This is a genomic window from Mumia quercus, assembly GCF_025506335.1.
In the GTDB taxonomy this organism is placed as follows: Bacteria; Actinomycetota; Actinomycetes; order Propionibacteriales; family Nocardioidaceae; genus Mumia; species Mumia quercus.
The window spans coordinates 167,566-180,072 of the sequence record NZ_JANZYO010000005.1 but is presented as its reverse complement, the minus strand read 5'-3'; the positions used below and the strand labels follow the sequence as shown (position 1 = coordinate 180,072).

The following is a 12,507-nucleotide window of genomic DNA, read 5'->3' as shown; positions in this document are numbered from 1 at the left end:
GGGCAGCACCTCCGGGTGCGGCCCGCCTCTTTGGCGTGTCTCTCCCGGTGGCCGCCGTCAGGACGGTGGCACGTTCTGGTTGAGACGGAAGAGGTTGTCCGGGTCGTAGCGCCGCTTGACCTCGACGAGACGCTCGTAGTTCCCCCGGTAGGCAGCGCGGACGCGTGCGTTCCCCTCGTCCATCATCATGTTGACGTACGCCCCGCCGGCCGAGGTCGGATGGAGCTCCTCCCAGTAGTCCCGCGCCCATGCCGAGACCTCGTCCAGCTTCGCCGGGTCGGGATCGATGCCGGCGATGACGCCGTTCCAGCCGCCCTGCCGGTACGCGAACGCGGTGGCGTCCTCCGGCACGCGGGCCGCCGCGCCGCTGATCGGGTACAGGTGCATCGTGGACAACGGCGTCGGGATGCTCTCGCCGTACCGACGGTGGACGGCGATCGCCTCGTCGGGGATCTTCTCGTAGAAGTCGGCCTTCCAGTACCACTGCAGGCCCGCGGGCAGCAGGGCGTCGAACGCGGTCTGGAGGACGGCGTACGGCATCGGCTGGAGCCCGCTCAGCAGCGGCCTCCCGAACTCGACGACCGGTGCCAGCACCTCGTCCGCCCGCTCGTGCGGCCCTGAGTAGCACCACACGATCCCGCAGACCTTGCGCGCCCAGAGCTCTTCGGGGAACGGCGCCGCGGAGGGAACCTCGAGGACGCCGAGCCAGCCGTTCAGCTCGTCGGGAAGGCCGGGCAGGAGGTCGCGGTACCACCGGAAGACCTCCTCGGCGTCCGCGAGGTCGTACAGCACGGGGCCGCCGATGATCTGCCCCGCCTCGCCCACGGGATGACACGTGAAGGTGAACGAGGTCACGACACCGAAGTTCCCGCCACCACCGCGCAGCGCCCAGAACAGGTCTCGGTGGCTCGTCTCGCTGGCCGTGACGAACGTGCCGTCGGCCAGCACCACGTCGGCGGAGACGAGGTTGTCCACCGTGAGCCCGAACTGTCGCGTGAGGTAGCCGGTCCCGCCTCCGAGGGTGAGGCCGGCGACACCGGTCGTGGACACGAAGCCCGACGGCGTCGCCAGCCCGAACGCTCCCGTGGCGTGGTCCACGTCGCCCCAGGTGCAGCCCGCGTCGACGCGTACCGTCCCTGCCGCCGGGTCGACCGTGGTCGAGCGCTGGTCGCGGAAGTCGATCACCAGGGCGCCGTCGCCGACGCTGAAGCCCGCACCGTGGTGGCCACCACCACGCACGGCGAGGGGCATGCGATGGCGCCGGGCGACGTCGACGCAGCTGAGGACGTCGCCCACGTCGGCGACGCGGACGACGGCCGCGGGATGCCGGTCGACGGCTCCGTTGAAGACCTTGCGCACCTCGTCGTAGTCCGGGTCTGAAGGCTCGATGAGCGGGCCCCGCACGACCTGGCGGAGCTCGTCGACGACGGCGCGGGGTGTGGTTTCGACTGTGGACATGATGGGCTCCTCCTGCGAGGCGGTAGGTGGGAGAATGTGTCTTCGACGCTAGGGAGCAGCCCTGTCGGCCAGGAATGCCCAGGACGCCGGCCGTCTTGGCCGTTCATCCGGCTGACGGCGCGATCGTCGCCGTACGTCCAGGACCTCTGCCCGAGCGTCCGGGAGGTGAGCGCGGTGGACGTCCTCTCCGACGTGCTGCTCGCGGTCCGTCTGACCGGAGCGGTGTACTTCGACATCGACGCGCGCGCCCCCTTCGTCGCCCAGAGCCCGCCGACGGACGTGATCGCGGCCAAGGTCGCCGCCGACGCCGACCACCTGATCGCGTTCCACGTCCTCACCTCCGGCGCCTGCTGGGTCGAGGCCGTCGACGAGCCCGAGCCCGCGGAGCTGATGCGGGCCGGCGAGATCGTGATCTTCTCCTCCGGCGAGGCGAACATCTTGGCGTCCGAGCCAGGGATGCGTGGGCAGGCCGACCTCTCGCGCTACTACCGCCCGTTGAGCGAGGCCCTGCCGTTCGTCATCGACATCAACAGCGATGCCCGCGCCGAACGCTGCCGGATCGTCTGCGGCTACCTCGCCTGCGACAGGGGGCCCTTCAACCCCTTGCTGGAGTCGTTGCCGCGGATGGTCCGCGCGCCCGTGTCCGGCCGCAGCTGGGAGTGGATGACGAGTCTGCTGGACGCGGCGATCGCGACCAGCGACGAACGCGACGCCGGTCAGGAGGCGATGCTCGCCAAGCTGTCCGAGCTGATGTTCCTGGAGGCCCTCCGGAGCCACATCGACGGGCTGCCCCCGCAGACGCGCAGCTGGGTGGCCGGCCTGCGCGACCGCGACGTCGGTGCCGCGCTGCGGCTGATGCACGGACGGTTCGCCGAGCCGTGGACGTTGGAGCAGCTCGCCCGCGAGGTCGGCCTCTCGCGCTCGGCCCTCGCCGAACGCTTCACCTCGTACGTGGGCATCCCTCCGATGACCTACCTGGCGCGCTGGCGGCTCCAGCTCGCCGCGCGCCTGCTCCAGAGCCGTTCGCTCAGCGTCGCGCAGGCCGCTGCCGCCGTCGGCTACCAGTCGGAGTCGGCGTTCAACCGCGCGTTCAAACGACAGGTCGGCGAGGCGCCGGGCGTCTGGCGTCGACGAGGGACGACGACCTAGCCCGCTCCGACCGCCTGCGTGCGCCGGCTCAGCGGAAGTGCTCGTGGCCTGCCGGGCCCTCCCACTCCCGTCCGTCGACGGTGACTCCCTCCCCCTCGACGACGCGCCCGACGACCGTCCAGCCGTCCGGGGCTCCGCGGTCGGCCGGGAAGGTCGCCGCGAGGGTGTGGTCGTCGCCGCCGGTCAGGAGGAAGCCCAGCGGTTCGGCGTTCGTGGCGGCGGCGACGTCGGCGATCGGCTCGGCGACGACCAGGGCGCTCGTGTCGAGCGCGATCCCCACGCCGCTCGCCGCGGCGACGTGCCCCAGGTCGGCCAGCAGGCCGTCGCTGACGTCGATCATCGCGGTCGCGCCCTCCCGCGCCCCGCGCGGACCCTCGAGGTACGGGGGCTCGGGACGTCTGTACGCGTCGACGAGCACACGCGGCGACCGGAAGCCACGGCCGAGGACGTGCAGCCCGGCGCCGGCCCACCCGAGCCGGCCCACCACGGCCACCACGTCACCGACCTGGGCACCTGAGCGGAGCACCGGCTCCTGGTCGGCCTCGCCGACGACGGTGATCGCGACGACCACGCCGTCCGCGGCGGTGACGTCGCCGCCGACCACCTCGGCGCCCACGAGCGCCGCCTCGTCCACGATGCCGCGCGTGAGGTCCTCGGCCCACCGCGACGGCAGGTCGGGAGGCGCCGCGAACCCGACGGTCAACGCCGTCGCCACGCCGCCCATCGCCATGACGTCGGCGAGGTTGGCGGCCGCGGCGCGCCGGCCGATGTCGTACCCCTCGGCCCAGTCACGGCGGAAGTGCCGGCCTTCGACGAGCACGTCCGTCGAGAGGAGCGCCCGCCCCGACGCCACGCGCAACGACGCGCAGTCGTCACCGGGACCCACGAGCACCCGCGCGGAGTGCTCGGCAGGAGCGACGCGGTCGATCAGCCCGAACTCGCCCACGTCTCCCACCGTGAGGTCGGGGTCGTCCTGTCCTGGTGTGCGCGGTGCGGAGGTCATGTCCCCATCCTGCGCCATGGCGAACGTACGGCCGTGGCGCCCCGGTGGTGCGTCGCGCGGGACGAGCCGTCACGCGGACGTCATCATCCTGTAGCGTGTCCAGGCGGTGACCGTTCGACGAGCACGGAGGATCCCCACATGGTGGTTCAGGCCTACATCCTGGTCCAGACCGAGGTCGGCAAGGCCGCCGAGGTCGCCGCGGCCATCGCCGAGGTGAAGGGCGTGACCCTCGCCGAGGACGTGACCGGGCCCTACGACGTGATCGTGCGCGCCGAGGCCAAGCACGTGGACGAGCTCGGCGAGATGGTCGTCGCGCAGATCCAGCGCATCGACGGCATCACCCGGACGCTGACGTGTCCCGTCGTCCACCTCTGAGCCTTCTTCCCCGCGCGGCCTGCCTCGTCGCGCTCGCGGTGCTCGCGACCGGGTGCGCCGACACCGTCGCGGTCGACCCTCCCGAGCCCACGCCCGAGGACGTCGCGTCGCTGTGCGCCGACCTGCTCGACGACGCGCCGGGGTCGGTCGCCGGCCAGGAGGCGGTGCGCGTCGCCCCCGCCGGCTCCGGCCGTGCCTGGGGAAGCCCGGCGATCGTCCTGCGGTGCGGGGTCGACAAGCCGGCCGGCCTCGAGCCGACCTCGCGGTGCGACGTCGTCGACGACGTCGGCTGGTTCACTCAGGAGAACGCCGACTCGTACGTCTTCACGACGATCGGCCGGCGGGCGTACGTCGAGGTCACGGTGCCGCGCGAGCACGAGCCGCCCTCGGAGGCGCTGAGCGACCTCTCGGCGCTCGTCACCGAGCACGACCCCGTCGTGACTCCCTGCGTGTGAGCTGAGACTCAGCGAAGGCCGGTCGGGCGGGCCAGCGCGTGGTCGAGGAGTCGCTCGATCAGCTCCGCGTAATCGACGCCGGCGGCCTGCCACACCTGTGGGAACATCGAGAACGGGGTGAACCCCGGCATCGTGTTGACCTCGTTGATGTAGAAGACGTCGTCGACGAGGAAGAAGTCGACGCGCGCCAGCCCTTCGCAGCCGAGCGCGTCGAACGCGCGGGCCGCCTTCTCGCGGACGCGCTCGATGTCGGCGTCGTCGAGACGGGCGGGGACGAGGTTCTTGGAGGTCCCGTCGACGTACTTGGCCGAGAAGTCGTAGAACGCGTGACCGGCCCCGTGGTCGACCGCGATCTCGCCCGGGGTGCTGACCCAGACGGAGCCGTCGGGCTTCTGGAGGACGCCGCACTCGATCTCGCGGGCGTCGACCGCCGACTCCACCACGACCTTCGGGTCGTGCTCCTGCGCGAACGCGATGGCGTCGGCGAGCCCGTGCTCGTCCTCGACGAGCGTGCCGCCCATGCTCGAGCCGGCGCGCGCGGGCTTGACGAAGACCGGGTAGTGCAGGGAGGCCACCGACTCCTTCACGGCGGACGGGTCGTCCGCCCACTCGTCCGCGTGGACGACCGTGTAGGGCAGCTGGGGCAGCCCGGCGGTCGCGAAGACGACCTTGGCGAAGGCCTTGTCCATCGCGACGGCGCTGGCGAGCACGCCCGACCCGACATACCGCAGCCCGGCCATTTCGAACATGCCCTGGATGGTCCCGTCCTCGCCCCACGGGCCGTGGAGCAGCGGGAAGGCGACATCGACCTCCGCGACCAGCTCGGTCGCTCCGTCGGCGGTCTCGGCGAGGAGCCGAGAGGCCGACAGCGCGACGGGCGTCCCGGACTCGTCGACGACGGGCAGCGAGCCCGGCGGGCTCTGCGGGCCGTGGTCCTGGAGGACCCACCGCCCGTCCCGGGTGATGCCGACGGCGATGACGTCGTAGCGGTCGCGGTCGATCACCGCGAGCACCTCTCGTGCCGTCATGCAGGAGACCTCGTGCTCGCTGGAGCGCCCCCCGAAGACGAGCAGGACGCACGGGCGTCGGTCTCGCGAGGCGGAGCCGGCCGGTGCGGGATCGTGCAGCGTGGGATCACTCATCGGGGTGACCCTATCGTGACGGGCGACAATGGTCGGCATGGCTCGCTCTGACCACCCACAGCACCTCTCGTCCAGTCTCACCCCTGAGACGCTCGCCGTCGCCGCAGGGCGCCCCGACCGGACGCCCGACTCACCGCTGAACGTGCCTATCACGCCCGCCAGCACGTACGTGGCCGGCGGGTCGCTGGAGTACGGCCGGTACGGCAACCCGACCTGGGAAGCCTTCGAGGACGTCGTCGGTGCGCTCGAGGGCGGGCGCGCGGTGATGTACGCCTCCGGCCTGGCGGCAGCAGCAGCCGTGCTCTCGCTCGTCCCCTCGGGCCGCGCCGTCGTGGTGCCGCGGCACGCGTACAACGGGACGGTGGCGCTGCTGCGCGACGCGGCGAGGCGCGGGCACCTCGAGGTCCGCGAGGTCGACGTCACGCAGCCTCGCGCGCTGGTCGACGCGGCGGACGACGCAGCGATGGTCTGGATCGAGTCGCCGACGAACCCGGCGCTCGAGGTGGTCGACGTCGCCGAGACGGCGGCGGCCGCGCGCACCCGAGGCGCGCTCGTCGTCGTCGACAACACCTTCGCGACGCCGCTGGTCCAGCAACCTCTCGCACTCGGCGCCGACGTCGTCGTCCACTCCGCCACGAAGCTGCTCGCCGGGCACAGCGACGCGCTCGCCGGGGTGGCCGTGGCCGCCGACGACGCGACGTACGAGCTGCTCGAGACCTATCGGCGCCTCCACGGCGCGACCCCCGGGGCGCTGGAGGCCTATCTCGCCACGCGAGGGCTCCGCACCCTGGCCGTCCGCTTCGAGCGCGCGCAGGACAACGCCCGGAGGCTCGTCGAGCGGCTGGCGGCCCACCCGGAGGTCGCGGACGTGCGCTACCCCGGTTTCGGGACGGTCCTGACGTTCGAGCCGGTGGGAGGTGGCGTCGCGGCGCACCGCGTCACCACCGCGAGCAGGCTCGTGGTGTGCGCCACGTCGCTCGGCGGTGTGGAGACGACGTGGGAACGGCGCAGGCGCTGGGAGGGCGAGCCGCACACCATCCCCGAGGGGCTCGTCCGCGTCTCGGTCGGGATCGAGGGCTTCGCGGACCTCTGGGCCGACGTCGAGCAGGCGCTGGCCCACGCGTAGGCGCCTAGGTCAGCGCACCTCGGGCTTCGGCGTACGCGACACCAGGGCCGCGACGAGCTCCTTCGGCGTCGTCTCGCCCCGGATGAGCGCCGCCACCTGCTCCACGATCGGCATGTCCACGCCGTGGACGCGCGCCAGCTCCGAGACCGAGTCGCTGGACTTCACGCCCTCGGCCACCTGGCGGGTGGAGGCGACGATCTCCTCGACGCTCAGGCCGCGGCCCAGCTTCTCGCCGAACGTCCGGTTGCGCGAGAGCGGCGAGCTGCACGTGGCCACGAGGTCACCGAGGCCCGCCAGGCCCATCATCGTCATCGGGTCGGCGCCCATCGCGGTGCCGAGCCGCGCGGTCTCGGCCAGACCGCGCGTGATGACCGAGGCCTTCGCGTTGTCGCCGTAGCCGAGGCCGTCGGCGACACCGACGGCGAGCGCGATGACGTTCTTCGTGGTGCCGGCGAGCTCGCAGCCGACCACGTCGGTGTTGGTGTACGGGCGGAAGGCCTGGGTGTGGCACCACTTCTGGAGGCGCCTGGCGACGCTCTCGTCGGCGCACGCCACGACCGCTGCAGCAGGCTCGCGCTGCGCGATCTCGCGCGCCAGGTTCGGCCCGGTGACGACGGCGATCCGCTCGGGCCCTGCACCGGTCAGCTCGGCGATGACCTCGCTCATCCGCAGGTGGGTCCCGAGCTCGACACCCTTCATGAGGCTCACGACGACCGCGTCCGGCGGGATGTGGCGCGACCACTCCTGGAGGTTGGCGCGCAGCTGCTGCGACGGGACGGCGAGCACCACGACCTCGGCACCGGACAGGACGACGGCAGGGTCGTGGCTGGCCTTGATCGTCTCCGGGAGCAGGATGCCCGGGAGGTAGTCCGGGTTCTCACGAGTCTGGTTGATCGCCTCGCAGACCTCGGTCCGTCGGCCCCACAGGTGCACGTCGTTGCCGGCGTCGGCCAGGACCAACGAGAAGGCGGTCCCCCAGGAACCGGCACCGAGCACTGCGGTCTTGGCCATGGATCACTTCTCCTTCTCGGGTGCCGCGTGGCGGCGTGGTCGCGGGCGCTGCCGCACACGGGGGTCGTCGAGGGACATCCGCCCGGTGGGGGCAGCGACGCCTCTGATCTTGGCCAGCTCTTCCGTCACCGCATCCATGATGCGTTCGGTGGCCTCGGCGAGGATAGCGGCACTCACGCCCTCTTCGCGAAGATCGGTGAGATCGACGGGTGGTCCCGCCGAGATCACCATCGTCCGCCTCGGAAGCACGTGCGGCACCGCCGTGTACGGCTCGAGGAACATGTTGGGTCCCCACTGGGCCACCGGGATCACCGGGCATCCCGTCTCCAGCGCCACGCGCGCCGCACCGCTCTTGCCCGACATCGGCCACTCGTCGGGATCTCGGGTGATCGTGCCCTCGGGATAGAAGATGACGCAGTCGCCGTCGAGCACCGCCTGCTTCGCCGCCGCGTAGGCGTCGGAGGCGTGAGACGTCCCGCGGTACACCGGGATCTGACCGGTCGCGCGGAGGATCCTACCCGCCACCGGGAGGTCGAGGAGCGCGGCCTTCGCGAGGTAGCGCGGCGGCACGCCGTTGTCGTACAGGAAGTGGGCGAGCATGACCGGGTCGGAGTGAGAGACGTGGTTGGCCGCGACCACGAAACCTTCGGTCGGAGGAAGGTGCTCGGCCCCCCGCCAGTCCCGCTTGACCATCGCGGTCACGGGAGCGCGCAACGTCGCGACGATCGCCCGCAGGATCAGCCCCGGTCGGCGCGGCTCGGGGTCGGGGACAGGACTCTCCATCCGAGTGAGCCTAGTTCATGGCACTGCGGCACCCAGGGCTGACGAGGACGGATGGGGCAAGATCGACCCGTGACGCGAACGTGGTCGGTGGTCGTCCCCGTCAAGGACGCGACGGTGGGCAAGTCGCGCCTCGCGGCGTACGCGGAGGCACGCCCGGCGCTGGCTCGCGCGCTCGCGCTCGACACCCTCGACGCCGTGGCCGCCTGCGCCGCCGTAGGTCGCGTCGTGGTCGTCACCTCGGACGCCACCGTCGCGAGCTTCGCCTCCCGGACGGACGGGTACGAGGTCGTGGTCGACCCCGGCCGAGGACTGGATGCCGCCCTCGACGCCGGCGTGACGACGGCAGCCACCACGGGACCCCCGGTTGCGATCCTCACGGCCGACCTTCCCGCCCTCACGCCCGGCGAGCTCGAGGCAGCGCTCCGGCTCGCCGAGGAGCACCCCTTGTCGGTGGTCGCCGACGCGGACGAGACCGGGACGACCTTGCTGGCCGCGACCGCGCTGGACGCGCTCGCGCCCCGCTTCGGGACCGGCTCACTCGCGGCTCACCTGTCGCAGGGCGCCGTGCTCCTGCCCGCCGCCAGGGGCCTGCGTCGCGACACCGACCTCCCCGAGCACCTCGCCGCACTGGGTTCTGCCCTCGGGCCTCGTACGTCCCAGGTCCTGGCGGGCGTCACGGTACGGTGACGTCCATGCAGGGGACCATCGCCACCTTCGACCCCGAGCACGGCGGCACTCTCGTGCTCGACGACGGCGTCACCGTCTCGTACGACCGCGAGGTCCTCGCGGCCTCGCCCGTCCGCCACCTGCGACCCGGACAGCGGGTCATCGTCGAGACCAGCGGCTCACCCGCCCGGGTCGTGGCGCTGCGCATCCACTGACCGCACGCGCGGATGCGGCCCCAGGGAGTCCCGGGGCCGCATCCGTCATCGGTGTCAGACGCGCGCAGGGGACCTGCGTGCCGTCGCCTTCTTCGCGGTCGTCTTCTTGGCCGTGGCCTTCTTGGCGACGGTCTTCTTCGCCGGCGCCTTCTTCGCGGTCGACTTCTTGGCCGTCGCCTTCTTGGCCGCCGTCGTCTTCTTCGCCGCCGACTTCTTCGCGGTGGCCTTCTTCGCGGTCGTCTTCTTGGCCGTCGCCTTCTTGGCCGTCGCCTTCTTGGCCGCGGTCGTCTTCTTGGCCGTTGCCTTCTTGGCCGCGGTCGTCTTCTTCGCGGCGGTCTTCTTCGCCGGGGACTTCTTCGCCGTCGTCTTCTTCGCGGCGCTCTTCTTGGCGGCGGACTTCTTGGCGGTCGCCTTCTTGGCCGCTGCCGTCTTCTTCGCCGCGGTCTTCTTCGCCGTCGCCTTCTTGGCCGCGGACTTCTTCGCGGTCGTCGTCTTCTTGGCGGTCGCCTTCTTGGCTGCCGTCCTCACACCTGCCACCACGTTCTTCAGCTCCCCTCCGGGTATGAACTTCGGGATGGTCCGATCCGCGATCACGTGGATCTCCCCCGTCCGCGGGTTCCGGACCTCTCGGCCGGTGCGGATCGATTGTTGGAACGCTCCGAATCCGCTGATCACGATCCGGTCCCCGTTCGCCAGGCGAGCGGTGAGCGTCATGATCACTGCGTCGAGCGCACGACGAGCCTGCGCACGGTTTCCTTCGAAGGAAGCCGCGAGCACCTCGACGAACTCGCTCTTGTTCACTGGTTCCTCCCCGTGAACGACTCGACACTTCGCGTTTGACGGTAGGCAATCGCCTTGTCCGACTCAATCACCGTAGAGGCATTTGTCCGAACGTGTTGTCTTCGCGCGCGGGCCCACAGAGACCGACCGGCACGCGATTGGCGGGCGAGCCGCCACGAGACGCAAAAACCCGGTTCTCGGAAACCACCGTGGTTACGTGGTTTCCGAGAACCGGGTCCGAGACGAGCAGGCGAGCTCCGTCGCAGTCGCGCGGGATCGCGTCAGGTCACAACGTTGCCGGCTTGAACGACGGACGCGACGCCTCGTACGCACTGATCGCGTCTTCGTGCGAGAGCGTGAGGCCGATGTCGTCGAGTCCTTCGAGCAGACGCCAGCGGGTGTAGTCGTCGATGTCGAACGAGTCCTCGACGCGGCCCGGCCCCTCCCCGGCGACGACGGTGCGCTCGACGAGGTCGACGGTGATCGTCGTCCCGGGCTCGGCCTCGAGGAGCTCCCAGAGAGCGACGACCGTCTTCTCGTCGACCTGCGCGGCGAGCAGCCCCGCCTTGCCCGAGTTGCCTCGGAAGATGTCACCGAAGCGCGGAGAGATGACGACGGCGAACCCGTAGTTCTGGAGCGCCCACACCGCGTGCTCGCGCGAGGAGCCCGTGCCGAAGTCGGGACCCGCGACGAGCACCGTCGCGTCGGCGTACGCCGGCTGGTTGAGGACGAAGGACGGGTCCTTGCGCCACCCGGAGAAGAGCCCGTCCTCGAAGCCGGTGCGTGTGACGCGCTTGAGGTACTCGGCGGGGATGATCTGGTCGGTGTCGACGTTGCTGCGACGCAGCGGGGCGCCGACTCCGGTGTGCGTGCTGAACTTGTCCATGGCGGTCTCCGTGCGGGTCAGGCGTTGACGAGGTCGGCGGGCGAGGCGAGGTGGCCGAGGACCGCGGTCGCGGCGGCGACCTCCGGCGAGACGAGGTGCGTCCGGCCTCCCTTGCCCTGGCGCCCCTCGAAGTTGCGGTTGGACGTCGACGCGCTGCGCTCACCCGGGGCCAGCTGGTCGGGGTTCATCCCGAGGCACATCGAGCAGCCTGCACCGCGCCACTCCGCGCCGGCCTCCTTGAAGACGACGTCGAGCCCTTCCTCCTCGGCCTGCAGGCGCACCCGCACCGAGCCGGGGACGACGAGGAGCCTCGTCGAGTCGGCGACCTTGCGTCCCTCGATGACGGCGGCGGCGGCCCGCAGGTCTTCCATGCGACCGTTCGTGCAGGACCCGACGAAGACGGTGTCCACCGCGATGTCACGCATGGGCGTCCCGGCGGTCAGCCCCATGTAGTCGAGGGCGCGCTCGGCGGCGACGCGCTCGCTCGGGTCGTCGAAGTCCTCAGGCGACGGGACGGCGGCCGACAGCGGCACACCCTGGCCGGGGTTGGTCCCCCAGGTCACGAACGGCGTGACCTTCGAGGCGTCGAGGGTGACGACCTTGTCGAACTCCGCGTCGTCGTCGGTGACGAGGGTGCGCCAGTGGGCGACCGCGGCGTCCCAGTCGGCGCCCTGCGGCGCGTGCGGACGGTCCTTGAGGAAGGCGAAGGTCGTCTCGTCCGGCGCGATCATGCCGGCCTTGGCGCCCCACTCGATCGACATGTTGCAGATCGTCATCCGCGCCTCCATCGAGAGCTTGCGGATGGCCTCACCGCGGTACTCGACGATGTAGCCCTGTCCCCCACCGGTGGTCTCCTGGGTGATGAGCGCCAGGACGAGGTCCTTCGCGGACGTCCCCTCGGGAAGCTCGCCGACGACCTCGACGGCCATCGTCTTGGGACGCGCCTGCGGCAGCGTCTGCGTCGCGAGGACGTGCTCGACCTCGCTCGTGCCGATGCCGAAGGCGATCGCACCGAAGGCACCGTGGGTCGCCGTGTGGGAGTCGCCGCACACGACGGTCATGCCGGGCTGGGTCAGGCCGAGCTGGGGCCCGACGACGTGGACGATGCCCTGCTCGATGTCACCCATCGGGTGCAGGCGGACGCCGAACTCCTCGCAGTTGCGCCGCAGCGTCTCCACCTGCGTGCGGGAGACCGGGTCGGCGATCGGCTTGTCGAGGTCGGTCGTCGGGATGTTGTGGTCCTCGGTGGCGAGGGTCAGGTCGGGCCGCCGGACCTGACGACCGGCCAGCCGCAGACCGTCGAAGGCCTGAGGGCTCGTCACCTCGTGGATGAGATGGAGGTCGATGAAGAGAAGATCGGGCTCCCCCTCCGCGCGCCGCACGACATGCTCGTCCCACACCTTCTGCGCAAGGGTCTTGCCCATTGCTCTCTCCTCTTCCACGTGGTGCGCCGCCGCG

The 12,507-nt window shown here is 71.3% G+C and carries 14 protein-coding genes; 6 read left to right on the top strand and 8 right to left on the bottom strand.

Annotated features, from left to right (window positions below):
• Positions 1-57 precede the first annotated feature (57 nt).
• Entirely contained in the window at positions 58-1,458 is a 1,401-nt protein-coding gene (locus NYZ95_RS13035) for an FAD-binding oxidoreductase (protein WP_262851747.1), read from the bottom strand.
• Positions 1,459-1,623: 165 nt separating this feature from the next.
• On the opposite strand from NYZ95_RS13035, the gene NYZ95_RS13030 reads away from it, so the two are divergent.
• Entirely contained in the window at positions 1,624-2,607 is a 984-nt protein-coding gene (locus tag NYZ95_RS13030) for an AraC family transcriptional regulator (protein WP_262851746.1), read from the top strand.
• Between the two features lie 28 nt (positions 2,608-2,635).
• On the opposite strand, the gene NYZ95_RS13025 is transcribed toward NYZ95_RS13030, so the two are convergent.
• Entirely contained in the window at positions 2,636-3,610 is a 975-nt protein-coding gene (locus NYZ95_RS13025; RefSeq protein ID WP_262851745.1) for a thiamine-phosphate kinase, read from the bottom strand.
• 138 nt (positions 3,611-3,748) lie between these two features.
• Here NYZ95_RS13025 and NYZ95_RS13020 point away from each other — a divergent pair, with 138 nt between their 5' ends.
• Positions 3,749-3,985, top strand: a complete 237-nt coding sequence (locus tag NYZ95_RS13020; RefSeq protein ID WP_262851744.1) for an Lrp/AsnC ligand binding domain-containing protein — start codon at positions 3,749-3,751, stop codon at positions 3,983-3,985.
• Positions 3,964-4,440, top strand: coding sequence for a DUF3515 domain-containing protein (locus tag NYZ95_RS13015; protein WP_262851743.1), 477 nt, complete (start codon positions 3,964-3,966; stop codon positions 4,438-4,440). The genes NYZ95_RS13020 and NYZ95_RS13015 overlap by 22 nt, the downstream gene beginning before the upstream one ends.
• A gap of 8 nt (positions 4,441-4,448) precedes the next feature.
• Here the strand turns inward: NYZ95_RS13015 and NYZ95_RS13010 are convergent, their stop codons facing one another.
• Complete coding sequence (locus NYZ95_RS13010) at positions 4,449-5,582, bottom strand: D-alanine--D-alanine ligase family protein (RefSeq protein ID WP_262851742.1); 1,134 nt, start codon at positions 5,580-5,582, stop codon at positions 4,449-4,451.
• Between the two features lie 37 nt (positions 5,583-5,619).
• On the opposite strand from NYZ95_RS13010, the gene NYZ95_RS13005 reads away from it, so the two are divergent.
• A complete protein-coding gene (locus NYZ95_RS13005; RefSeq protein ID WP_262851741.1) occupies positions 5,620-6,708 on the top strand; it encodes a trans-sulfuration enzyme family protein in 1,089 nt (362 codons plus the stop codon).
• Between the two features lie 9 nt (positions 6,709-6,717).
• Here NYZ95_RS13005 and NYZ95_RS13000 read toward each other — a convergent pair whose 3' ends face one another.
• A complete protein-coding gene (locus NYZ95_RS13000; protein ID WP_262851740.1) occupies positions 6,718-7,719 on the bottom strand; it encodes an NAD(P)H-dependent glycerol-3-phosphate dehydrogenase in 1,002 nt (333 codons plus the stop codon).
• 3 nt (positions 7,720-7,722) lie between these two features.
• The gene (locus tag NYZ95_RS12995; RefSeq protein WP_262851739.1) at positions 7,723-8,502 is read right to left on the bottom strand and encodes a lysophospholipid acyltransferase family protein; all 780 of its coding nucleotides are present in this window, start codon (positions 8,500-8,502) and stop codon (positions 7,723-7,725) included.
• A gap of 69 nt (positions 8,503-8,571) precedes the next feature.
• On the opposite strand from NYZ95_RS12995, the gene cofC reads away from it, so the two are divergent.
• Both cofC and NYZ95_RS12985 read left to right on the top strand, forming a co-directional pair.
• Entirely contained in the window at positions 8,572-9,189 is a 618-nt protein-coding gene (gene cofC / locus NYZ95_RS12990; protein ID WP_262851738.1) for a 2-phospho-L-lactate guanylyltransferase, read from the top strand.
• 5 nt (positions 9,190-9,194) lie between these two features.
• Positions 9,195-9,383 carry a hypothetical protein gene (locus NYZ95_RS12985; protein ID WP_262851737.1) on the top strand — a complete coding sequence of 63 codons (189 nt, stop codon included), beginning with the start codon at positions 9,195-9,197 and terminating at the stop codon, positions 9,381-9,383.
• Between the two features lie 54 nt (positions 9,384-9,437).
• Here the strand turns inward: NYZ95_RS12985 and NYZ95_RS12980 are convergent, their stop codons facing one another.
• From NYZ95_RS12980 to leuC, 3 genes are all read right to left on the bottom strand, one after another.
• Positions 9,438-10,184 (bottom strand): HU family DNA-binding protein, encoded by a 747-nt coding sequence (locus NYZ95_RS12980; RefSeq protein WP_262851736.1) that lies wholly within the window; start codon positions 10,182-10,184, stop codon positions 9,438-9,440.
• Between the two features lie 265 nt (positions 10,185-10,449).
• Positions 10,450-11,049 (bottom strand): 3-isopropylmalate dehydratase small subunit, encoded by a 600-nt coding sequence (gene leuD, locus NYZ95_RS12975; protein WP_262851735.1) that lies wholly within the window; start codon positions 11,047-11,049, stop codon positions 10,450-10,452.
• 17 nt (positions 11,050-11,066) lie between these two features.
• Positions 11,067-12,473 carry a 3-isopropylmalate dehydratase large subunit gene (leuC, locus tag NYZ95_RS12970; protein ID WP_262851734.1) on the bottom strand — a complete coding sequence of 469 codons (1,407 nt, stop codon included), beginning with the start codon at positions 12,471-12,473 and terminating at the stop codon, positions 11,067-11,069.
• Positions 12,474-12,507: the final 34 nt, after the last annotated feature.